Annotated in this window: 22 protein-coding genes and 4 pseudogenes; 14 read left to right on the top strand and 12 right to left on the bottom strand. The window is 40.0% G+C overall.

The genetic code is table 11. The features are described 5' to 3' along the window. Window positions 1–38: 38 nt before the first annotated feature. The 4 genes and pseudogenes from UB51_RS08335 (at window position 39) to UB51_RS08330 (ending at window position 3,069) form a co-directional block, all read left to right on the top strand. Window positions 39–257: a hypothetical protein gene (locus UB51_RS08335; RefSeq protein ID WP_044876910.1), complete on the top strand. Its 219-nt coding sequence runs from the start codon at window positions 39–41 to the stop codon at window positions 255–257. A 53-nt stretch (window positions 258–310) separates the two neighbouring features. Then, window positions 311–448: a hypothetical protein gene (locus UB51_RS28180; protein ID WP_160297238.1), complete on the top strand. Its 138-nt coding sequence runs from the start codon at window positions 311–313 to the stop codon at window positions 446–448. A 494-nt stretch (window positions 449–942) separates the two neighbouring features. Continuing rightward, a pseudogene (locus tag UB51_RS29605) lies at window positions 943–1,246 on the top strand (transposase); the annotation flags it as partial. Window positions 1,247–1,725: 479 nt separating this feature from the next. Beyond that, entirely contained in the window at window positions 1,726–3,069 is a 1,344-nt protein-coding gene (locus UB51_RS08330) for an amino acid permease (protein WP_044876909.1), read from the top strand. A 90-nt stretch (window positions 3,070–3,159) separates the two neighbouring features. Here UB51_RS08330 and UB51_RS08325 read toward each other — a convergent pair whose 3' ends face one another. Further along, complete coding sequence (locus UB51_RS08325; protein ID WP_044876908.1) at window positions 3,160–3,795, bottom strand: LysE family transporter; 636 nt, start codon at window positions 3,793–3,795, stop codon at window positions 3,160–3,162. 163 nt (window positions 3,796–3,958) lie between these two features. Here UB51_RS08325 and UB51_RS08320 point away from each other — a divergent pair, with 163 nt between their 5' ends. Further along, window positions 3,959–5,191 carry a bacillibactin exporter BcbE gene (locus UB51_RS08320; RefSeq protein ID WP_044876907.1) on the top strand — a complete coding sequence of 411 codons (1,233 nt, stop codon included), beginning with the start codon at window positions 3,959–3,961 and terminating at the stop codon, window positions 5,189–5,191. A 351-nt stretch (window positions 5,192–5,542) separates the two neighbouring features. On the opposite strand, the gene UB51_RS08315 is transcribed toward UB51_RS08320, so the two are convergent. The 5 genes from UB51_RS08315 to UB51_RS08295 all read right to left on the bottom strand — a co-directional run bounded on the left by UB51_RS08315 (window position 5,543) and on the right by UB51_RS08295 (window position 8,627). Then, window positions 5,543–6,388: an MBL fold metallo-hydrolase gene (locus UB51_RS08315; protein ID WP_044876906.1), complete on the bottom strand. Its 846-nt coding sequence runs from the start codon at window positions 6,386–6,388 to the stop codon at window positions 5,543–5,545. Between the two features lie 103 nt (window positions 6,389–6,491). Beyond that, entirely contained in the window at window positions 6,492–7,346 is an 855-nt protein-coding gene (locus tag UB51_RS08310; RefSeq protein ID WP_044876905.1) for a manganese catalase family protein, read from the bottom strand. Between the two features lie 14 nt (window positions 7,347–7,360). Then, window positions 7,361–7,705, bottom strand: a complete 345-nt coding sequence (locus tag UB51_RS08305) for a hypothetical protein (RefSeq protein WP_044876904.1) — start codon at window positions 7,703–7,705, stop codon at window positions 7,361–7,363. 51 nt (window positions 7,706–7,756) lie between these two features. Then, a complete protein-coding gene (locus tag UB51_RS08300) occupies window positions 7,757–8,266 on the bottom strand; it encodes a DUF3231 family protein (RefSeq protein WP_044876903.1) in 510 nt (169 codons plus the stop codon). Window positions 8,267–8,306: 40 nt separating this feature from the next. After that, window positions 8,307–8,627, bottom strand: a complete 321-nt coding sequence (locus UB51_RS08295; protein WP_044876902.1) for a WGxxGxxG family protein — start codon at window positions 8,625–8,627, stop codon at window positions 8,307–8,309. 349 nt (window positions 8,628–8,976) lie between these two features. On the opposite strand from UB51_RS08295, the gene UB51_RS28175 reads away from it, so the two are divergent. The 6 genes and pseudogenes from UB51_RS28175 (at window position 8,977) to ku (ending at window position 12,964) form a co-directional block, all read left to right on the top strand. Next, window positions 8,977–9,120 carry a hypothetical protein gene (locus UB51_RS28175; protein ID WP_160297237.1) on the top strand — a complete coding sequence of 48 codons (144 nt, stop codon included), beginning with the start codon at window positions 8,977–8,979 and terminating at the stop codon, window positions 9,118–9,120. A 125-nt stretch (window positions 9,121–9,245) separates the two neighbouring features. Beyond that, window positions 9,246–9,488 (top strand): hypothetical protein, encoded by a 243-nt coding sequence (locus tag UB51_RS26325; RefSeq protein ID WP_052675811.1) that lies wholly within the window; start codon window positions 9,246–9,248, stop codon window positions 9,486–9,488. A 111-nt stretch (window positions 9,489–9,599) separates the two neighbouring features. Next, entirely contained in the window at window positions 9,600–9,863 is a 264-nt protein-coding gene (locus tag UB51_RS26320) for a hypothetical protein (protein WP_144406981.1), read from the top strand. After that, a pseudogene (locus UB51_RS29600) lies at window positions 9,820–9,943 on the top strand (SDR family NAD(P)-dependent oxidoreductase); the annotation flags it as partial. The gene UB51_RS26320 and the pseudogene UB51_RS29600, both read left to right, overlap by 44 nt. Window positions 9,944–10,705: 762 nt before the next feature. Beyond that, window positions 10,706–11,542, top strand: a complete 837-nt coding sequence (locus tag UB51_RS08280; protein WP_144406980.1) for a TOPRIM nucleotidyl transferase/hydrolase domain-containing protein — start codon at window positions 10,706–10,708, stop codon at window positions 11,540–11,542. A 576-nt stretch (window positions 11,543–12,118) separates the two neighbouring features. After that, window positions 12,119–12,964, top strand: a complete 846-nt coding sequence (ku, locus tag UB51_RS08275; protein WP_234405569.1) for a non-homologous end joining protein Ku — start codon at window positions 12,119–12,121, stop codon at window positions 12,962–12,964. Window positions 12,965–13,518: 554 nt separating this feature from the next. Here ku and UB51_RS08265 read toward each other — a convergent pair. From UB51_RS08265 to UB51_RS08245, 5 genes and pseudogenes are all read right to left on the bottom strand, one after another. After that, window positions 13,519–14,409 (bottom strand): alpha/beta fold hydrolase, encoded by an 891-nt coding sequence (locus UB51_RS08265; protein WP_044876900.1) that lies wholly within the window; start codon window positions 14,407–14,409, stop codon window positions 13,519–13,521. Between the two features lie 18 nt (window positions 14,410–14,427). Next, on the bottom strand, window positions 14,428–14,868 hold the full coding sequence (locus UB51_RS08260) for a hypothetical protein (RefSeq protein ID WP_044876899.1): 441 nt from the start codon (window positions 14,866–14,868) through the stop codon (window positions 14,428–14,430). A 67-nt stretch (window positions 14,869–14,935) separates the two neighbouring features. Next, on the bottom strand, window positions 14,936–15,544 hold the full coding sequence (locus UB51_RS08255; protein ID WP_044876898.1) for a DUF2239 family protein: 609 nt from the start codon (window positions 15,542–15,544) through the stop codon (window positions 14,936–14,938). A gap of 217 nt (window positions 15,545–15,761) precedes the next feature. Further along, window positions 15,762–16,031: pseudogene (locus UB51_RS28810) on the bottom strand (DUF6262 family protein); the annotation flags it as partial. A gap of 730 nt (window positions 16,032–16,761) precedes the next feature. Beyond that, window positions 16,762–17,100: a helix-turn-helix domain-containing protein gene (locus UB51_RS08245; protein WP_044876897.1), complete on the bottom strand. Its 339-nt coding sequence runs from the start codon at window positions 17,098–17,100 to the stop codon at window positions 16,762–16,764. Window positions 17,101–17,599: 499 nt separating this feature from the next. Here UB51_RS08245 and UB51_RS08240 point away from each other — a divergent pair, with 499 nt between their 5' ends. The 3 genes and pseudogenes from UB51_RS08240 (at window position 17,600) to UB51_RS08230 (ending at window position 20,856) form a co-directional block, all read left to right on the top strand. Further along, window positions 17,600–18,379, top strand: coding sequence for a hypothetical protein (locus tag UB51_RS08240; RefSeq protein WP_044879979.1), 780 nt, complete (start codon window positions 17,600–17,602; stop codon window positions 18,377–18,379). Window positions 18,380–18,513: 134 nt separating this feature from the next. After that, window positions 18,514–19,470 (top strand): annotated as a pseudogene (locus UB51_RS08235) (IS30 family transposase). Window positions 19,471–19,584: 114 nt separating this feature from the next. After that, window positions 19,585–20,856, top strand: a complete 1,272-nt coding sequence (locus UB51_RS08230; protein WP_044876896.1) for a hypothetical protein — start codon at window positions 19,585–19,587, stop codon at window positions 20,854–20,856. A gap of 833 nt (window positions 20,857–21,689) precedes the next feature. Here UB51_RS08230 and UB51_RS08225 read toward each other — a convergent pair. Further along, window positions 21,690–22,262 carry a DUF6033 family protein gene (locus UB51_RS08225; RefSeq protein ID WP_044876895.1) on the bottom strand — a complete coding sequence of 191 codons (573 nt, stop codon included), beginning with the start codon at window positions 22,260–22,262 and terminating at the stop codon, window positions 21,690–21,692. Window positions 22,263–22,286: the final 24 nt, after the last annotated feature.

The raw sequence follows: 22,286 nt of genomic DNA, 5'->3' as shown, positions 1-22,286 counted from the left end.
TTAGTGTATAGCAAATGATAGGGAGCGTGCATTAAAACATGAATGATAAATGCGAACGCTGCGGTAAAACCGAGGAAGAGAACGAGCGTTTGAAGAGACTTATGCTCGAACACTTATTTGAAATTACAAGTTTGAAAAATGAAATTCGTTATTTACGACAAGAACTGAAGAATAAGCAGGTTGGTGAGCAGGAAAACCGCCTGATCTTGTTGGCCAAAGATATTATTAGGCTGTTAGATCCGGAGGATCCTCAGTGAATATAACAGTGTGTAATGAATGGAAGACACATACGGTGAAGGTGTGAACAAGCATGGTGAGCAAAGCAGGAAAACTATATAATAGGGCAGGTCTTTGGGAGACGAGATCCAAGCAAGCTGTTTTAAAAGGCGATCTTGACAGAGCTGGTAGACTCAAAACCAAAGCCTTGCAATTGGCAGAAGAAGTGTAAGATGACAAGAATATAGTCCGATTAATGTCCGCGTAGATCGCGGTTTTTTTGTTTTATCGGAACAGATTCTTGTCATTAAGCATTGTCAAGAATCTGTTCCGATTGCCGTTTGAGGCCAAGAATATAGTCCGATTGCCGTTTGGCTGATAATAATTATTTCTTTTATCTTGGAATCCGAGAGAATAAAGTTACATTCCATTCTTTTGAAATGTGATTTCCTCCTATATAGAATTACTGAAGACGATTTAGACTTACTTTAATTGTACTTATCTAACTTCTTCTAAACGGGACATCTTTGTTAACTTAATAATTTCAGACAATGCATTCAAATCAGTGGGAAAAGCCAATAAGATTGTTTCTAACATTGTTTTAATGGAGGAGATAAGACAAGTGATTGCAACAAGATGAACAACAAAGCTATTGACATAGCGATTATCTCTTCCACTCGGGTTCCATCTGATATCATAACCCCAACAAATTCACTCCATATTATGTATAAAGCTCGTTGGCAAATCGAGGTCTTTTTCCGTTGGATTAAACAGCATTTAAACATCCCCCACATTGTTTGGTACCGCCGAAAATGCTGTGTATGGTCAATTGTTTGGAGCTTTGATGGTTTACGTGCTGCTCAAGTGGATGTTTGATGCCACTAATCCAACATTGCCTCGGCATGCAACCCTTTCTTTTGCACGATTCTCTCGCCTGTTTGCTCTTTGTAGATTACCGATTGAATGGCTGGTGCGGATTCAACATATTGTTCAGAAATATAACCACTTTTGGTTTATTGAGGTTACATAATTTGGTTAATCAACAGGTGTGATCTCATATTGAACTAACGGAACACTTAGTTGAATGATACAACACATTGAAGAGCAGGCGCTACGATAGCCTGCTTTTTTCATTGAAGTCATTGAAGTCATTGAAGTAATGTTCAGGATTGTTGCAACATATGATTTCAATTTGCATCTGACTTATTAGGAATAACTTGGGATTGTTTGAAAAATGAAATTATACTTAATGTTAGCTGTATTTCTTTTCAAATCCATTCGTGAGTCTCTAAAGTCTCATGCCAACCCAGATTGTTGTTTGGGGTTTTATTTTGTAAATATATACAATTTGTACAATTTCACTCTCTTCTAGGCGGTCATATTTTCACCTATTTACAAAGGGTGATCATTTATAAAAATAGTGAATGAGATTCTCGCAAGAGGGTTATCCTGAAACATCAGAGTTAAATCTGAAGGAGATTACCCCCTAAATTTCTAAGGAGTGAAATCATGAGCAAAACTCCAGCCCAAGGTGAACAAAACTTGAAATGGTGGCAATTATCTTTACTTGGCGTTGCGGGAACGATTGGTACCGGCTATTTCCTCGGGTCCAGTCTGACAATTTCGATCGGAGGGCCAGCAGTACTTATTGCATACATTCTGGCGGGCGTTGGTACCTACGTTGTATTCGATGCTCTATCAAGCATGACGGCAGATCATGCAGAGCAGGGATCTTTTCGTTCCTATGCTAAAAAAGCTTTCGGGAGTTGGGCCGGATTCGGGAGCGGTTGGGTATATTGGTGCTCAGAGCTGCTTATTATGGGAAGTCAGTTGACAGCATTGTCTATTTTCTCCCGCTTTTGGTTTCCATCAGTTCCCATGTGGGTATTTGCGGCAGGGTTCGGAATATTAGGTCTCCTTATCGTTTTTTTTGGTAATAAGGGTTTTGACCGGGTTGAAAATGTGTTGGCTGTAATCAAGATAGCTGCCATACTCATGTTTCTGATCATTGCAACCGCTCTCCTAGCTGGATGGATTGGAGGAGGGAAATATTCGCCTAAGTTCCCACTTAACTATTCTGCTATATTTCCAAACGGGGGTATGGGGTTATGGTCCTCTTTTATTTTTGCCTTTTATGCATATGGTGGCATTGAGGTCCTTGGCATTATGTCTTTTCGTCTTGAAAAGCCGGAGGAAGCACCAAAGGCAGGCAAGGTCATGCTTTTACTTCTAACGACAGTGTATGTGATTTCTATTGGTTTGGCTGTATGCATGGTGCCTTTAGGAGCTTTTAATCCGAAAGAAAGCCCCTTTGTACTTGCGCTGAGCAGTGACCATCTCATCTTTGTTCCACATGTTTTTAATGCCGTGTTGATTATAGCTGGATTCTCCACAATGATAGCATCACTTTACGCAGTGACTTCTATGATGATTACTCTTGCTCAGGAAGGCGATGCTCCCAGAATTTTCTCGCGTAAGTGGAAAGATAAATACCCACTTTATGCTCTCTTCTTAATATCAGGCGGATTATTAGCAACGATTGTATTGTCGCTACTAATGCCTGGAAAAGTTTATGAATATATCACTACTGCAGCCGGATTGATGCTTTTGTATAACTGGTCTTTTATTTTGCTCTCTTCAGGTAAACTACTGAAGGCAAAAAAGTTGAGTGGGGTAAAACGATGGATTGGGTTTCTGTTGATTGGTATGGCAGTGGTCGGCACCCTTTTTCACGCTCTCAGCCGTCCAGGATTTTATATCAGTCTGCTACTTGTTTCTGTGATCGCAGCATGTGACTTAATCGTTCACTGGTTTCGCAAAAAGAAAAATAATTCATGTGGAAAGAATGTTTGAAATAGAACAAGCAGTGAAAGAGCATTATCCTTTAGCAAAAGACTCAGGGCTTCGAATGAATGGAATCAAACGAATGCGAAAGAAAAAGTTTTAGTGGATAAATAGTAACTGAAAGGCTTGTACACCAAAATATGAGCCAAACCCTACAAGTGACAGTCCAGACAGCATAGAAATGCCTTTTAAGACTCGGAGTGTCAAAAATTCGCGAAAGATGCTAGAAACAGCGGCCATGGTTACATCCCAAAGGAGAATGCCGAGTACGATAGCACCACTGTATATTAAAAGTTGCTGTATCGGAAATTCGTTGGCAGCTTTTGCCAGTATAGATCCGTAAATACCGAGCCAGAAAAGGATAGATAATGGATTCAATAAAGACAACAGGAATCCAGATATAAATGTTTTACCCAATGAAGAACCGCTACTTCGCATCTCAGCAGGAGATGAGATTTTCCCTGCATCTTTGATGCTTTCAATGCCTGTATATACTAACACAAAAAAGCCGAAAATCCATAGAAAGGCTTTTATAAATGGAGAGTCAAGCAGATGTATGACTCCAAAATACACTAGCAACATATAGATAATATCCGCACTTATAGCACCAAGCCCGATAACATATGCATGCCAAAATCCTCCTTGAATGCCCTTGTTTAGCTGTGCAGCATTGATGGGTCCAATGGGTGCGGAAAGTGACAAACCAAGAAAAATATAACTAAAAAATGTATTGATCTTGTTCTTCCCCCTTTAACTTGTTCTATAACATACTACGTAAATAGGCTATTCGGACAAACCTATTTTTAATACAAGTTTTTAATTGGAATAACATTTGATTACTAAGAAATTTGAACATACAGTAAACAATGCTACAAATAAAGATAAAGGTGGTTCGTTCATGAAGAACAAAAAATGGGAGTTAGTTGCACTTGCTTCAATTCCATTAATTATGACACTCGGTAATTCAATGCTACTACCTATTCTGCCACAAATATCACGCCAGCTAGGAATTACTGCTTTTCAAGTCAGTATGATCATTACGGTTTACGGGCTCGTAGCGATTCCGATGATTCCGATTGCAGGATATTTGTCTGATCGTTTTGGGCGAAAAAAAATTATACTACCAAGCTTGCTTATTACTGCTGTAGGCGGGACGATATGTGTAGCAGCTTCTTGGTTTATGGAGGGGTTAAGCGCCTATTGGATTATACTGACTGGACGTTTGCTACAGGGAATTGGAGCTGCGGGGGCTTTTCCAATCGTCCTTCCTTTTATAGGTGACCTTTTTAAAGATGAAACAGAAGTTAGCAAAAATTTAGGACTTATTGAAACCTCCAACACTTTCGGAAAGGTTCTCAGTCCGATATTGGGCGCGTATTTAGGCACACTACTTTGGTTTGCTCCTTTTATAGCGATTCCTATACTTTGTTTGATTTCATTTCTAATGGTTTTGCTTTTAGTAGAAAATCCAAAACCAGAGAAAAATGAAAAACCAGAGAATACAAGTTTACGTCAATTCACATCAGAAATAAGAGACATTTTGCATGAAAAAGGGCGTTGGCTCTATTCTATTTTTGCAATCGGCGGCATCTGCATGTTTGTAACTTTTGGAGTGTTATTCTATTTATCAGAGACACTGGAATCTAAATATAATCTTCGTGGGGCCACAAAGGGTTTTGTGCTAGCTATCCCACTCTCACTTCTTTGCCTCTCTTCATATGGAAGTGGAAAGATTATAGGAAAGAATAAAACACTGATGAAGTGGCTGGGATTTAGTGGGATGGTACTGTTAACTATATCTATGGTTTTAACTGGTTTTAATAAAGGGATTTATCTGATGGTGGGATTCTTAAGTTTAAGTGGAGTTGGCATTGGAGTAGCACTACCTTGTATGGATGCATTAATTACTGAGGGAATTGAGAAGGATAACCGGGGTACGATTACCTCCTTATATAGTAGCATGCGGTTCATTGGAGTGGCACTGGGGCCATTGGTAATATCGCTTCTAATAAACAAAGGGCATTGGTTGACATTTGGCACTATGGCATCCGTAGGGTTGGTCGGCGGATTACTAACGTTATTCGCAGTTACTCCCAGTAATAGCGATCAAGGTGATAACATTAAATATTAAACATTATAGCCGTCTTTAAGATAAAATGTATCCCATGTTACTAGTGCTGAATGGGTAGGAATCAACAAGACATGTATCACTGTTGGGTGAGCACCTGGAAATTTATCCAGCAGGGAAGGCTATCATGAACCACCTTACACCATCACCGAAGGCAGGATTAGCTAGTGATAGAGCTAGCGTAGTAGAGAACTGTTACTTAATTTCACTTGTATACTAAAAAAATCACCCTAGGATGATTTTTATTTCGCTATTTCCATAATATTAGCTATCATGTCCGACAGAAATGAAAATCCAACACAAAGATCTTGGGGTAACGATCTATGTCTCAGCTTTAAATTCAAACAAAATTAGTCAATTTACATACTTTCCATATCGCGGTACAGCTTTACGATCAAATTCATCAGCCAATTGTTTCAGACTATGCGTCAAAATTTCTCCGGCAAAGGGGAGGCCATGTCCCGTAATGGCAATCAACGGTTTCAATGCTTCTAATGACCTAACGGACTCTAATGCGGCTTGCCAATCTGTTGTTAAATAGCGAGGAGGTCCGCTGATTTCTGGTTTCTGGGAAATAACGTCATACAGATATTCTTGCTTGACCGTTACAAATGCATCTCCAGCGATGAGCAAACGATCACGTTCTCTGAATAAAGAGATATGACCAGGCGTATGTCCAGACGTGTGGATCCATCGCCATTCTGACATTGATGGTATCGTATAGTCAGAAGGAAGCTTTGTTACATGATGACCAAGATGAATGGCTTCGTTAGGAAATAAAGGAGACATTTTGGCAATCAATCCTCCTTCAACGGTTGGATCAGGATCTGGATAGTTTTGCTTGCCTGTTAAATAAGGTAATTCCAGTTCATGTGCATAAACGGGAACCCCCCAATGGTCTATGAGCTCAACAATAGCACCAACATGGTCAAAGTGTCCGTGGGTTAGAATTATCGCTTTGGGCTTGCTTTTAGGACCGAACCGTTCTTCAGAAGCCGCTATAATGGTGTCAGCAGATTTAGGCATTCCTGCATCAACTAATATCCAATTATCGGAATTAGGTTGACCTATGAAAATGACATTGACAATTTGAATCGTTAAACAAAATAAATCTGAAGTTACTTCTTGTCCAACACCACTTTTAATCGAAGTTATAGGTAAGTAGTGATAGTCATCACCATAAGATAATTCTTTATCCATGTCAGATCGCCACCTTGTAAATACTTTTATCTCCATCTTAAGTCTGATTGTTTCAAATGTAATAAAAGCCTGCTTAATAGTAATAAGCAGGCTTTTATTACTACTAGGCGTTCATATCATAGATACCTGGGCTATGTTCATTTGGCATTTCAGGTAAGTAGGGGATAGGAAAGCCATCTGGTGGTGGTGTAACCTCTAATTGTCCGCCATTACGGCTAGGAGACTTACCATTAAATATTTCACCAATACGAGATTGATCCAGACGGAAATTAAACTGAGCATTATGGTATCCCAAATCTACATACTTGCGGCATTCCGGGTATTTATTAATATCATAATTGGGTACCGGGAAGAGCTTGCCCCATTCTACTCCAAGCGTTTCCAACGCTTTAGCGAAAGCGTTCTGATGGGCATTGTCACGAACGATTAGAAATGCAAGGGTCTCACGAAATGTTTGGTTGGAGCTCATTTCGTAGATTCGTGATTTCTGCAGAACCCCGGTTGACTCTAGGACAAGATTGTCCAAAAGGTCACTAATTAGATTGCCATGGCTATATACATAATTGCCCAGCCATGGATTACCTGCCGCATCAACAGGCAAAGAGCTCTTTGCACCTACAATGAAATGATGAGGATTGGCATGTTTAATGGCTTCATCCAAAGGGGCCGAATCAACCCCAGCATTTCCTGGAGAGTCTTCACCAGAGTCGTTAAGCAGTTGATTAATGGTTTGTTGAACGAGCTCAACGTGGCTGATCTCCTCAAGAAATACACCACGTATTAAATCACGGAATTGTGTCTCTTTACCCCGGAAATTACTACTTTGGAAGAAGTATTGCATCATAGTACGCATTTCTCCGAATTGTCCACCAAGCGTTTCTTGCAAAACCTTAGCTGCTGCTGGGTCTGGTTTGTCCTTTTTAATAATATTAATTAAATCTTCTTTGTAGAAATACAATAGAGATCCTCCTATTATTGAATGGAATGGTTGGGAAATGTATTTGGATGTAAATGTTGATTGGACAAAATCGCATTAGGAGTAAATTGGTTAGTAGATTGAGCTATTTGTTTGCATAATCCCGATACTTGTTGTAATTGTTGAATCGCATTTTGATGTCCTTGTAATGCGGTTTGAATGATTTGAGCCGCTTGTTGCTCTCTTTGGGAAAGTTGCTCTAGTGTTCTTGCATTTTGTTGCTCTTGAGCTAATAGGTGCTGATATTGGATGGAAGCCTGTTGTGTCTGTGACACCAATTGCTGTATAAGCTGTTCTGCTTGTGCTAGTTGCTGTTGTTGTTGGTTTAGATTGTTGATCATTGTGTATTCCTCCTAGTTTTTTGAAAGCGAAATGAGTTAAACGAGTGTAAATTAAACCTCGGGACGTATCAATTGAAGAGGAGGAGGGACAAGCCAACCTTTTTCTTTTGTTAACTCAAGTATCCGAAAACCTAAGGCTGCTTTAGAAAGATGATATTTAGCAAATAGAGCTCCAATATCTGCCCTTACTGATTGGCCCATAGCTTGGCTACATGCAACCAAACCAATAGAAGTGTCAGCTGCAATTTTAGCTGCTATTTCAGGATCACTAAATCTTGCGCCTGCAGGAATATCTTCTAGTTTTACAAGTGGTCTTTCAGGCATAACTGGTGCAGGAATAATTCCGTTATCTGTGAGTAAAGTATCGAGCTCTTTAATCTCTAATTTTGCTTGATCAATTAAAGCTTCAAGCACTTTTTTAAGGTCTTTGTCACCTGCGTGGTTTAAGTATGTTTGGTAGCAAGATACGGCACCCTTAGCTACAGCGGAGCCTTGCCATACAGTAAATACTTCTCCATAATGCATCGGTTCATGTTTTGGATTACCGTTTAGAATTCCCATTTCATTTCTACCTCTTTTCATTTGTTGAAATTTTTCAAATTTATTTTTTGTTGCGTTCGTGATCACGATTCCTTAATCCGAATAAGCCAGTTAAACCAAGTAAGCCTAGCCATCCCCAATCAAAATCGTTATCATCAGTTACCGCATTTGTTCGGTAGTTATTAGAATTGTTACGATTACTGTCAATTTCATACCCATTCGTTTGAGTATTAGTTGTGCTGTTAGTATCGAAGTTGTTGTTCATTCGGGTGTTATTCGTTATCATCATATTATCTCGACTTGTTTGTTGCGCGAAAGCAGGTAAAGAAAGCGCGCATGAAAATATTGTTAAAGCAAATAACAATGACCAGATTTTCTTCATCACCAATTCTCCTCATAATCTATTTTGAACATTAATATATTTTCCCTACATGAATCTAAATATTCATCTCCGAATATCAATTAAGTTTAGACAACAGATATGCATTCTTTTAATATCAGACATTACGCGAAAATGGTCATTACAGGATGAAGTGTGGCTTAACCCTGAACACGTTAGTAAAAACATAACTATACATATTTGAGGCTAGGCGACAATTTGCTTGACCGCCGCGATGAATTTCAGTGACGATGTCTCAACGATAAATGTAACAGTAGTATTTAAATAATAATTAATTGCATTTTTGGAATAGATCATCGTGTACGACTCCACTTTAACAAAGTGGGGTCTTTTGACTAGTATTGAGTATGTAATCTATATGGCTAAGGCATTCCAAGAGTCAGGTATTTTGCTCGCTTTGAATGGGAACTCGTTAGATGATGAGCGGAGTCAGGTAATAGGAAGGTTGGAACGTGGAAAAACCATGCTTCTATAAATGGTCTTTTTATAGTTTCAATAATGTTCTTATCTTACTGAATTGATGCGATAATACAATAAAGTGCCTTCTGTTCAATTAGAATCTAGGGATGTTATCCTAACCAACAGAAGGAGAGGTGTAAAATGTTAGAATATCGTTTAACGTTGGGTAGGCATAGTATAAAATGGGGAGAGAGCATCGATATTGATGGACTAATCGGCGAACAGACGAATAAGTCAATTAAGCAATCACAGAACAATGGCGAATGGGCTCTTCCCGACGGTGTTTACCGAGCGAAGGATGGTCGTCCGCGAATTAGGGGTGTTGCTTTCAGCGATCAGGGTACAGCTTGGTCAGTCCACCGCTTCGGAGTTGTTGCTCGATAATCTTGAAGCTAGTCTGGCAATTGCCGGGAGAGAGGCTATACTTCTGCTTAGCGCACTGGTTCTTAGGGATAGTGGAGAAGCGAGCTAGCCATTCAAGTGCAGAGCATCGGAGTGACTTTAACACGTTGGGCACGCGAGTTCCAATCACAGGGATGGGCGCTCAATCATTATTGGGAGGCAGCTCTTGATGACCTGGCTTTGAGAAGTCGATGTGATCAGCATCTGTGGACTCCTCAGGTTGCCAAGACGCTTATCGGTCCTGCTGGTGGTCCAGCGCTGATTCAGCTATTCAATGAGTACCTGCATCAGTTCGTTCTATTGAGGGACCCGCTCAGCCGATATTGTGGATATTCAACAAAGAGAAGCTTTATTTGAAAAATACCCAATGTTGATATTTTAGTTAACATATGGGTATTTATGAAATTATGCAATATGAGGACGTTGACGATGACATATTGGTTTGATCATTAGAGTTTTAAGAAAATCATATTGATTATTGGCTAATGAAGCTATCCCACCAGTATAAGAGAGCAATAAGACTGGGTGAAATTGAAGATCTAGCCAAACGGTTAATCCATCATACTGCTTTATATCACCCAAATATTCAAGGTTTTTCACTCAAAAATAATGTTGGTTTAGTTTTCCCCAATAAGCTCCGGTTGCCATAAGTGGAAGCACGACTTCAAGTCTTGTCTCATATTTTAATAACCGAATGGCCAATTGATCATCTGTGAAAGGTGTTCGCAATGAAAAATCATTTTGGTCAACAAAACTGCTGTATACATTCTTTGTTTCAACCATTATAAGGTCGTATAACTTTATCTGAAATTTTTCCTCTGGAATATACCTTTTTAGGTTGGTAACAGCAATTTTAGATGAGAGAGGGGGGGGGGACGTAACACCTCAAGCGCTGCTATTTTCTGCCAACGAAGCAAAAAAAATTTCCATTGTTCCCATATCAAAAGAAATAGCAGAATTAATAATGATCTAAATAAATAAAGTTGAAGAACTCATTCCTAGAGTGCTAAGAGGGAATGGGTACATGCTCTTATCCTCCGACAGGGAATAAATGGTATGTGAATATTATTCCTGATTGGAGGACTAATGGATAAAGAGGAAAAACACCACTGTAATCAGATAATTTTAGAAAAAACAATACTATTGCCCTGGTATGTTGGAGTTTATTTCAAACAAACGTAGGTAAGAACACTGGTACGGTGCCAGTGAATGGTTTTCACTGTGTAACTGCTATGATTTTTTATTCCCGATATGTATACCTCATCCCTGACTTTAGGTTCTTCCTTATTTCATCCAGTTTGCCAAGCCACTCAGATTTACCTGATGAGCATATACATAAACCCGACAGAGCATTAACAGAGATTCAAGACAAGGAATTTGTCCTGTCTGAAATTAATGATTACAACAATTATATAAAATTGATAGAGCCGAATTTAAATAAGATTGTCTTTAGTCAAAAGGTTGTGCTGGTAGAAGGTCCGAATGACTTAATGACATATAAAGAAATCATAAAGAAAAAAGTATTAGCTCTTACTGGTGATGAGAAGTATGCAGAAACATACTTAAGTTTTTTTAATATATCGATTGTTCCTCATCATGGTAAGATAACAGCTGCTGTTCTAATAAATTTATGCAAACATCTCGGAATAGAGTTTTTTTGTATAAATGATTTTGATTTTGAAGATAACTTTGCATTAGATTTATCTTTCGACTCACTTGAAGATCTACAAGAAAGTGAAATATATACGAATGGAGTATCGAGTATCAATGTTTTTAATTCAAAGGGTGAGCTCCTAAGTGACAAAACAAAACGAAGTATGATCACTACAAACTGGAGATTAATTAATGCTGCTTCTCTTGAAAAATTACACTTTAATATTCCAAAATTAGAAACTGTTATAGGTTATGATTCTAATGATAAAAATAGTGCTGGTATTTGGAAAGCAGTTCAAAATAAATCTGATTTTGGGGAGGATATATTTCCAATAGCACTTGAGAGTTTTATTGGGCTTAGTAAACTTAGAAAAGTCAATTAATGAATAACTAATAGAAACAGGCAAGTTAGTCTATTCGTTTATAGTTGAGACGAATAAAGGATAATAAATAGGTGATGGGATCTTTAAGGCGTGTATGCAAACTCAGGTTCGTTCGGGGGAGTCTGTTGCGCGATTAAGTTCTTGTCCTTTGCTCTGGACAAGAACTTGGTCCCATTGCTACGAAAGTATATAAGTTCAAACAAACTTAATGGGAAATGAAAGAGGCCTGTCACCCGACAGATCTCTTTTTGTTGGCGTAAATTAAAGTTTGGTTGTTATAGCTTCACGTCCAGTTCGGCGCAGCGAGATGGCGGTGTGACAATAGGGGGTACGTAACACCTCAATGGCAGCTACTTTTTCTGCCAACGAACTAAAAAAAGCAGCCGCTCCTTCGATATGAATGAGTTACGCACATCGAACACTAATAAGGTGAGATGAGTATTCGTTAAGATCCCCCAACGGACGTCCAGATCGTTGTAAAACGATGAGAATTACACCGTCCAAAAGCACCTCGTAATGTCTGATTCATAGTGTTGATTAATTCACATCAAAAATGGAAAGGATGTTTCTAAAAACTTGAAAGGTAGATTAAATATGCATACATTATGGAAAGGTGCATTAAGTTTTGGGCTTGTACATCTACCGATAAAGATGCACGCTGCAACTGAGGATAAAGATATCACGATGAGACAAATTCATCGAACATGCGGTTCACCAATATCTTTACTCAAATCGTGCACTCAGTGTAATCAGGATATCGTTACTCAAGATCTTGTAAAGGGCTACGAGTATCAAAAGAACCAATATATCCTTTTTGACAAGGAAGAGTTAGACCAACTTCTACCTGAATTAAATAAAGAAATAAAGATTATGGATTTTGTAAATATTGATGAAATTGACCCCATATATTTTCAGAAAACATATTATCTATCTCCTGATAATCGAGCTGATAGAAGTTACACTCTTTTGATGGAAGCCCTAAAGACGACTAGCAAGATAGGTATATGCAAAGTGTCAATTCGTTCGAAAAGCAGTTTGGGTGCAATTAGGGTCGTTAATAACTGTCTAGTATTAGAAACCCTTTATTACTTTGATGAAATCAGGCCGATTCAAGATGTACCTAATGTGCTGATTAATCCTGTTGTTGATCCTAAAGAGTTAGCAATGGCGCAATCCATAGTACAACTTCTATCAGCTGAGTTTGAGCCTACAAAATATCAGGATGATTATAGGAACCAGTTAAACGATGCAATTAACAAAAAAATTCAAGGTGAGCAGATTCAATATACGGTTATTCAACAGAAGAATAATGTAGTAGATCTTATGACTGCACTTCAGGCTAGTATTGAAGCTTTAAATAATAGTACAAGTAAAAAAACAATAAAACCAAAGGGAAAACGAAAAAAAGAACAGACAGCATGATTATTGCTAATGTCATTTAAATAAAGAGAAGAGACAGTGATAAGACTGTCCCTTCTCTTTATTTTGTATATAAGACTTTTAATGATTCTCTCTGAGTAGGCTTAATATTCAGGAAGGGCATATATTTTTGGCTTTATTTCTATAGAACTTGCTAGACTAAGCTCACGGGGATTCTCTTCGATTTGCATCTAAAGAACGTGGATGTTGCGGTCCAAGTTTCCGGTTGACGCTGGATGAACCGCAAGAAAACGATATTATGGATGTCATAAATAATGTGAAGATTGCAAATGATCCACTAGTAAACGATAAGGTAATTCCGATTACATTGGATATTGTGATAGATGAAGATGGTACTGGATTAGTGAATAATGGTGGTTCCAGTTGTAGAAAGAAAATAAAGGGTTCTACATATTATGCATAACTAATATGTAGAACCCTTTATTTTTAACTATCGTGTCCCGTTTAGTTCAATGAATAAGCGCTGCGCCCCTGGGCCTACTCAGCTCTATTGGGCACCGCGGGACTCCAGCTGGTTGCTATTCAGGAAGCACGTGTCAATTGCGACGAGCCGTTCGCTCTATGCCATCAGCGATTACTTTGTACAGTTGGTGCGGTAAGTCGTGTCCCATGCCGTCAACCAACATTAGCTCAGCGCCCGGAATGGCAGAAGCCGTGTCCTCGCCACACGCCGGGACGAACAGGGGATCGTCCACCCCATGAATGACAAGTGTTGGTACTTTTATGGTCGCCAGCCGCGGACGACGATCACCGGAGACAGCGATCGCAGCAATTTGTCGTCCAACACTGCCTGGATCGTAGGCTCGCTGGACTTCCTCCAGAATGAGCGCTCGATATGCGTCCTCTTCAAACAGATAGCCGGTGCCGGCGATGCGTTTGGCAAAAGAGACGCTGTGCGCCAAGAATCCTGCTTCATCCTCAAATGGGTTCGGCGCTGGTTTAGTCATCATCGCCATGACATCCGGGGAAGTTTGCGGAAGTGTGGGATTACCGGAACTGGACATAATGGAGGTGAGTGATAAAACCCGTTCAGGGTACTCACCGGCAGCAATCTGGGCAATCATTCCGCCCATCGACCTGCCAACGAAATGTGCCCGGTCAATTGAAAGGGCATCGAGTAGTCCGATAGCGTCGTTGGACATGTCATCGAGAGTGTAAGGGATGTCCGGTCGCTTTCCCGACATGAGAGCAGTCGCCAGTGCGTCAAAATCCAGCGTCGGATAATGGCTAAAATGCGTCGAGCAACCTACGTCGCGATTGTCAAAGCGGATTACGCGAAAGCCCCGCGCTGCTAATATCCGACAAAACGAATCCGTCCATCGGATCATCTGGGTTCCAAGCCCGGCGATTAGGATAATAGCCTCGTCATTTTCGTTACCAAAACTGTCATAGGCCAATTCGACGCTTTTGACTTTCAGAATGTTCATGATTATGTTCTCCTCCAATTAATTCGGTATTGTAAGTTCTGTCATAGGCAGAAGGCGTGAATCTTCGATCGCTGCAGTCCGATGCCCGATACCGGCCATGTAGTCTTGATGACTTGAAAAAGCAAGAAACGACTGCGCGCTGCTCTGGCGGATCATCATGACAAGATCCCATCTTTCGTCTTCGGGTCCGATAAGAAACTCTCCGCCATCGCCAAGAAACATGATTTCACCTCCGCTTTCACGGAGAAATGGGAGGGTGTGCTCGATATAGCGGTTGAAAGCTTCGGCACCGCTGATTGGGACCTCCGGTGTTAGTTCAGGATTGGCTGTGTAATCGGCAACATCACGAAAACGCATGAGGTTCAACATGACGATGCTGCCCTCGATGCCTCGCTGTATGAACCTCATGCCAGCACGTTGCGATGGTTCGATGTAACGATTAAATTCAAATTCTGTCATAGTGTGGCTCCTTTCGTTGTTCCTTTTTTTATTCTAAATTCCTTACGCCTACACATTCTTTCGTTCATTAGTTCCCTTCAGGGAATGCATTAGCGGCTAATCTTTTGATATGGTTTCTGATATCAGGTGCCCAGTCATCGATGCAGTGGTAAAAACGATCCAAATCACCAGCATACAGTGCCCGCAGAGCTTCTTCGTATTGATGGAAGTTCCCGGCCATAGCTGTCATAAAGTGATATGTTGCTTCTTGTGACTCTCGTATCTTGCTCTGTTTTCCTCCAGCACGGCGAGCATCACCAACGAGTTTTCGTAATGTTAACGACGCCCCTCCAGGTTGACTCTTCAGCCATTCCCAATCTTTGGGCAATAATGTAACCTCACCGGATACAACCCCCAGCTTGGGTCGACCGACCCGCCGTGTATGCTGGTGATTCATTTCCGTACCGGGCAAGTCGCCAAACTGTTCTCCTAATCGTTTGAGCACGTCATCTGTCTTCCCACGGAAATCAACATCTATTTGCTTCCCCGTGGTATCGTCAAATATAAGCAGCTGTGTGAGGTCTCTGTCATCCAGAGCATCCTTCACTGTAGAAACAACGTGCTGTAACGAACCACTGGCGACGACTCCCACACCCAAAAATGCCGTGCAGCAAAAGCGCGTTTGATCATCTCTCATTCTGTAGATCCTCCTCTGAATGCTTCACTAATTTTACCCGGGTAAAAATAAAAAGTCAATATTACCCGGGTAAAATATATTTTGTCGTTTGTTATGGAGGGATTAAATGCAAAAGACGCGGCCTAAGAGAAACCGCGCTGTTGAGGGCTAGTGTTTGCTTTATGTTGTACATGCAGTGTTTTGTCGCAAAACTGCTCGTTAGCTCAATGAAGTGTAACTAAAATTTTTCGTGAATCTGAGCATAAGCCTTTTTCATTTCTTCTCGTAATTCTTTGTTCTCGTTCTCCAGTGCTTTGATTTTGCGTTTTAACATTTCGATGAGTATATCCTTATTCGCATCATTTATCTCACGCTTTATTTGCTTTGGAGTGGGTGCTTGTGATTGTTGACGGCGTAAGGATTCGATCCTCTCGCGGATATCTGAATGGTTATATAAACTCGCTTTCGAAACACCCGATTCTTCTGATACGCTATCGATTGGGGTAGACGCAGGGTTTCAATTTGGTAAGGAGGGGCGTTTTAATGTAGCTGCTAGTTTATCTTATCAATACACAGAGCAACTAGAAACAACTGTAAGTCATACAACCATACAAATGACTGAAACAACGCAAGAACATTCAATCATCAATGATAAAAACTATAATGTCGCATGGTCTAAATATATATTGGTTTCAGAATATAGTGTACAGCGTTCAGACGGTACACTCGTAAGTAAACCATGGACAGTGACAGATCACAATACTACACAATCTAGTTTCTACCCTCCAGAAACTACACTTTTGGATAAATAACAGACGACGAAATAGCCAGTAAGTCCTTGGCCCTGTTGCAGTTTCAATTACTTTGAGCTCCCGATGGTTGCACCCGGCGGTGGCCAGCTCTAGACTGGTACGCCAGATCGAGCAGCTGCAGTTCACACGCTCCTGGTGCTTCCGAATACGGCCCGGCTTGAAATCGGCGCGCCGACAGCGGCGGCCGGTTCGAGTATGTACGATTCAAGCAGTCTAATACTTTATTTTCCGAATCAAGTCTCTTATAGAGCTCTGCCGGTAGCTCAGTCTACATCTTATTTTTCTACACCTGACGATTTTGTAACCAATAAACCGCGTCCAATCAACAACTTCAGTCTAATACTTTATTTTCTTTGAACACCAGTTGTTGTTAAAATAAAAATAATAAAAGAAGCAGCTCACGAGAGCTGCTTCTTTTATTATTTGCTAAAAAAACTCATTTAGGAACAATTGAACTTTGTTTAGTTCATTTTTTTTCATAGTAGATAATCGTCCAACAATATCATTCAACAAAATATCTTTATCATTACTTCTATTTGTTGTCTTAGAGTATTTTGAATAAACGAATAAGTCATTTAAAGGGACATCAAGAGCATCTGCAATTTTTTGAAGATTTACGATCGTGATGTTTTTCTCGGCACGTTCAACCCCACCAATATAAGAAAAATGAAAGCCAGCCTTTTCTCCAAGCTCTTCTTGAGATAAACCCAACTGTTTTCTTAAATCTCTGACTCGTTGACCGACTGCTTTTAGAACTGTCTTCATTGCCACACCTCTGTTTACAGTGTAAACAATAAGACAAGACCGATACATTTGTAATACAGTTTTATCTGCAATTCGATAAATAAAAACCTGAATTCAATTCGCTGGTTTGAGGAGGGGAATCCGATAAACATAAGGGTCAGTCTCACCCCCTTACAGGAGACCGTACCGTAATTGACACCGTAGAGGAAATATATAAGCCACAGGTGGTCTATCGGCGGCATTACAAGCTTGTTATCACTTCAGCGATAAATTCTACGAATGACAAGCTGGGAGGAGTATTTTCTCATAAATCGACAGTGAGATGATATAGATAAGACCGCGACCTACGAGGTTTTTGTATTTATCAGAATTTAAACTTGCTATCAATATATTATTCGCTAAAATAATACATCCATAATATTCCTTTGTGATAAAATGATTACTATATATCATCCCATTTATATAAGTGACGGATTGTAATATGAAGTGCGACAGAAGCAAATAGTTGAGGAGAGATTAAATGAAATCACAAATTAAGTGTGTGCTTCTTATGTTTCTGTTAAGTATTTCAATAACTGCGTGTTCCACCAATAAAAGCAGTTTAAACCTAAATAATGACAGTAGCTCAAGTAGTAATAAAATTTCTGACACCAGTGTTCCAACAATTACTTCTTCTGCCCATATTACTCCTTCTGAAAGTAAACCTGAGAACAATAAGAGTTTAGCAATGGAAGCATATAAGATAGTATTGCAAAATAAGATTGAATTTTACAGCATAGAAACTAAGAAAAAGGTATATTTGAATGATTTTTTAACTAATAACGAGATTTATGGAACTACATCTAAAATAAAAATAAATCACTTTGCCGTGCTTGATATGGATGGTGACAAAATACCTGAAGTTGTTCTTGGATTAACAGTAGATGAGAATCCAAATTTTGTTGAAGTCCTGCATTATATGAACGGTGAAGTCTATGGCTACTTTTTTGGAAACGACCAGTTAAGTGATCTTAAAACTGACGGAACATTTAGATGGTTAAGCGGCGGGTTAACTTACAACGGATATGGAAAATTAAGATTCCAAACCAATTCCTGTGAAATTGACAATTTAGCTTATCATGAATCAAGTGCTACTGATGAATCAATTACCACATTCGCCATAGCATACTACATCAATAATAAACTAGTTACTAAAGATTCATATAAAGCTTTTGTTAAAGAAGAAGATGCTAAAAGGGATGTAACGTGGTATGAATTTTCTCAAGAGAATATATCAACAGTGACTTCAAAAACAAGATAGTGATATTACGTGATATATAACAATAGACGGATTGTAATATGAAGTTCGACAGCTGCTAAGAGAATAAAAACGGCCCATGGCTGATTCGTGTAGAATGAAGTTACCACAACACCATTCACAAGGAGAATCAGACCCTGAGCTACACTCATCTTAGCATAATTGAACGCAGCCAGCTAGACATCCTCAACCGACAAGGGTGGACCGTCCGTGCCATTGCCCAAGAGATTGGGCGATATCACTCCACCGTAGCAAGTGAGATTACACGCAACCAAGTAGAGGGCAGTTATGAGGCGGAAGTCTCTCAACGATCCTATCAGAAGTGACGAGAATCCTTCACACCTGTGGGGAAATGGACAACGGAACTAGCCAAGCAAGTCGAGGAAAAACTACGACAGACGTGGTCTCCTGAACAAATTTCACAGTGGTACAAGACCACTGGAAATCCCATGATCTCTTTCAAAACAATCTACCGTTGGCTATACGATGGGCGTTTAGCATGTGCAAAGATAAGCATGCTTCGCCACAAAGGAAAACGACGTAAACCGTTAGAAACACGAGGACGCTTTCTGGTGGGTAAGTCGATTAAACAGCGGCCAAAGGAAATCCGGTCCCGCGAGACATTTGGACATTGGGAACTCGACACCGTTGTCTCCAGTCGAGGAAAGAGCATGGCATGTGTTGCAACCTTGATTGAGCGAAAGACACGACTATATACGGCCATTAAAATGTCTGACCGAACAGCACTTTCTATGGAGATCGCCTTTGGCGTTGCTGCATCTCAGTATCCTCAGGGCACTTTCCAAACCGCAACCACGGATCGCGGGAAAGAGTTTGCCTGTTATGCCTCTTTAGAGTTCACTCACAACATCGATGTCTATTTTGCTGATCCCTATTCCTCCTGGCAACGTGGTTCCAATGAGAATGGAAATGGTCTCCTTCGAGAGTTCTTTCCTAAGGGCAAAGACTTCGCTGAGGTGACTGATGATGAACTAGCAACCGCACTTAATCTCATTAATAACCGACCAAGGAAATGCTTAGGTTGGAAGACAGCTCACGAATCATTCATGGATGCCCTGTCGCACTTGGCTTGACAATCCGTCAAGTGAAAAATTTTTTTTGTACTTAGTTTGCAGTTAAATGGGAGATTCCTTCACTTGTAATGAAGAGTAGAAGAATTAAACAAAGGAATAATTATGGAGGCTAATATGGAAGTTGCGAAATTTTATGATCAGGATGTATTGATCGCAAAAGAGTGGTTCGAACAAAGTGAGAAGGGGCTGCCACAAGAAAATATTATATCCCTATTAGAGAGAAAGTATCGTATCCACTCCCAAAAAAAGGCCTTTTCTTGTCTGTGTTGTAATCAACCGGTGAGTATGGTTCTTCGAATAAATTCACCCCACTTTAGACATCAAGGAGAATCCTGTCCAAGTGCTCATAACTACGATCGCTACACAAATCGTATTCAATCAGTGGAAGAACCGACAAAACATCGCGTGGGACGCGCTATCATACGTACATATCTAGAGGGTCAGTTGAAACCCCACTCTGTTATTGTACAAGACGGTTACTTATTCCGGACATTACTCAAGATCGTTCCTGATATTATATTAACGTTTCCAGACGATACGAATTGGTCCGTTGATTACGTCACGGGATCACGGCAGGACGAGTCTTATCACAACTACATACAAAAACGTTCGGAGACATATCGTGATGCAGGATTCAAACCGTTCTTTTTCATTGATTCATCATGGCTTGCAGAAGTACCGGATCGTTCGATGGTCTCTTTCTATAAAGCGGAGCAGCAGATGACAGTAAGTAGTGAAATTGATCTACAGTGGAGTTCTTTTGTTACAGAGTTTATCAGTACCTTCGGTAAACCATTTGTGTTACGAGAATGGTTTGGTTTACAAAATCACTTCGGTCAAGAGACCTTTCAAACAACTGATGTGTTTAGCCTTGCATATGTCGATCCGGGAGCAGGTAATGCTTTCATCCAACGATTTATTCCTGCAAAGCAGAAGAAGTTTGGCTACCATGTTTATAGAGCTTCCATTTCACTTGAAAGGGCTACATCACTCGATCATTCTAAACAGAGCTTTACATGGTGGGAACCCGAAGAGACTGATTCCATGCAAGAGAGGTTGAATATTCTATCATTACAATATGAAACAGAAATAGTAAGAGAGGCCAACAGTGTACGGCTGGACTTAGAACAGCAACAGTTGAGGGAGAACCAGGTAGAACAAGAGAGAGTGAAGTGTTTCAGTACCACGAACATACCGGTGAATAAAAATGATTCCTTAGAAGCACTCCTGCATGAGGAAATCAGCAGACTATTTAAGAATGATATGACTGTCTCTCAAGCAGAGCAATATCTATCAACGGTTATAGCCAACAAAAACCTTTTAACACGTGAACGCTTGGAATGCATTCGAAGCCAAGCCCGCGCAGTCATGGGGGGTATCCAATGACACTAAAGTGCCTACATAAGCAGTATCTGTAAAAGCCTGATAAATCAGGCTTTTTTATTTTTATGTAGGTAAATTAATGTCACGCTAAAATGCACTAAACTGCCTACATTATAGAATTTTGACATAAAGTTACCTACATTGTGGCGGTGCTATAACTTACTGATACTTACAAAGTATCTAAAGAGACTTTATAGCCGGTTATTTGGTTTCACAAGGTAAGTAGTTCTTTTGACAGTCCACAAGGATCGCGAGGGATTTAATAGAGGAGGAACCGGCCTGATCCGGAAGATACTAAGTGAATATCAAGTGTTCATCTGACTGAATCCACCCTTTGATGAATGTTTCAGTTAGCGATTGGAAATTACGTTTCTAAGAGCGCTACGATAATCCGGTACCATCCAGTGGGCAGCTCGTTACAGAAAGCTACATCAGATAATTGGATAATATGGATTCGGGGTCGGTTTCAAAGCAAAAAATCCGACCAAAACAGCCGACAGAGCAACCAGGAATTGCCCCGTAGTTTACCGTACAGCATTTGCTTCATAAGGCTGGATTTCTGGAACTGGAGGGAGTTAAATAATACACATTGATGAGCAGGTGCTTCGGTATCCTGCTCTTTTTATTAAACTCCTCATTGGCAACCCAAGAGGTCTAGAAAATGACCTATATAGTGATCAAGGTGATTTGTACGTTGAAGTTTTAATAGTAAGCGTCAAACCGTGAACACCTAGCAAGCTCTACATATGCATGAGAAGATAATACGATAAAAACAAAACCGCCTAATCGGTCATAACTCATTGACCCAGGCGGTAATTCAAGAATTTATTTATTATTTACGCAAATAGATTCTTTTTTCGCAGCATTGAATCCAAACTGGCCAGACCCAATTGAGAGAGGGGAGTGCTGCTTAATTTACTCAACGACTCAAGCTTCTCCGCTTTCTTCTTTTTATCGGCCTCTACTTCTTTTTGAATCTTTTCCCTTTCAGCAGGTGTCAAATAATCACCAATAACCCAAAAAGTAACTGTTCCATCCGGATGAATAATGACACCACTGGCATCACCGGGTTTATCGTTAACACTAGAATCAAAATGATCCTGTATTATCGCTTCTACTTTTTTTTGCAATTGTGGATTTGTTGACATCTTATTTAGTATATTTGGAGCGATTGTAACATTACCTTTACCAACACTATTCGAGTAAACGCTCCTCACAGCTTCTTTAGTCTTTGGTATAGCATTTACGCTGATCTTAATGCCGAATTTATTCTCCAATTCCGACAAAACCGACTTCGATCCCTGTGTCGATAGAACATCTTCAAAAGAAACGCCTAAATTCGAAATCTTCTGGTTTACCATTTTTGAACTCACAGTATTAAAGCTGTTGAGTGCAGCTACATTTAACAACTATACCAACTCCTTTATTTTCTT

Source organism: Paenibacillus sp. IHBB 10380 (genome assembly GCF_000949425.1).
Lineage (GTDB): Bacteria > Bacillota > Bacilli > Paenibacillales > Paenibacillaceae > Paenibacillus_AQ.
Note: the sequence above shows the minus strand (reverse complement) of the source record. Positions and strands in the feature narration are given on the sequence as shown.

Coding starts and splice junctions, on each gene's coding strand:
- UB51_RS26325 (WP_052675811.1), top strand. CDS start 9,246: ATGTTAGAATATCGTTTAACGTTGGGTAGGCATAGTATAAAATGGGGA.
- UB51_RS08330 (WP_044876909.1), top strand. CDS start 1,726: ATGAGCAAAACTCCAGCCCAAGGTGAACAAAACTTGAAATGGTGGCAA.
- UB51_RS08305 (WP_044876904.1), bottom strand. CDS start 7,705: ATGATCAACAATCTAAACCAACAACAACAGCAACTAGCACAAGCAGAA.
- UB51_RS08260 (WP_044876899.1), bottom strand. CDS start 14,868: ATGACAGAATTTGAATTTAATCGTTACATCGAACCATCGCAACGTGCT.
- UB51_RS08255 (WP_044876898.1), bottom strand. CDS start 15,544: ATGAGAGATGATCAAACGCGCTTTTGCTGCACGGCATTTTTGGGTGTG.
- UB51_RS08245 (WP_044876897.1), bottom strand. CDS start 17,100: ATGAAGACAGTTCTAAAAGCAGTCGGTCAACGAGTCAGAGATTTAAGA.
- UB51_RS08315 (WP_044876906.1), bottom strand. CDS start 6,388: ATGGATAAAGAATTATCTTATGGTGATGACTATCACTACTTACCTATA.
- UB51_RS28180 (WP_160297238.1), top strand. CDS start 311: ATGGTGAGCAAAGCAGGAAAACTATATAATAGGGCAGGTCTTTGGGAG.
- UB51_RS08300 (WP_044876903.1), bottom strand. CDS start 8,266: ATGGGAATTCTAAACGGTAATCCAAAACATGAACCGATGCATTATGGA.
- UB51_RS08240 (WP_044879979.1), top strand. CDS start 17,600: ATGAAATCACAAATTAAGTGTGTGCTTCTTATGTTTCTGTTAAGTATT.
- UB51_RS08230 (WP_044876896.1), top strand. CDS start 19,585: ATGGAAGTTGCGAAATTTTATGATCAGGATGTATTGATCGCAAAAGAG.
- UB51_RS08320 (WP_044876907.1), top strand. CDS start 3,959: ATGAAGAACAAAAAATGGGAGTTAGTTGCACTTGCTTCAATTCCATTA.
- UB51_RS08265 (WP_044876900.1), bottom strand. CDS start 14,409: ATGAACATTCTGAAAGTCAAAAGCGTCGAATTGGCCTATGACAGTTTT.
- UB51_RS08335 (WP_044876910.1), top strand. CDS start 39: ATGAATGATAAATGCGAACGCTGCGGTAAAACCGAGGAAGAGAACGAG.
- UB51_RS08295 (WP_044876902.1), bottom strand. CDS start 8,627: ATGAAGAAAATCTGGTCATTGTTATTTGCTTTAACAATATTTTCATGC.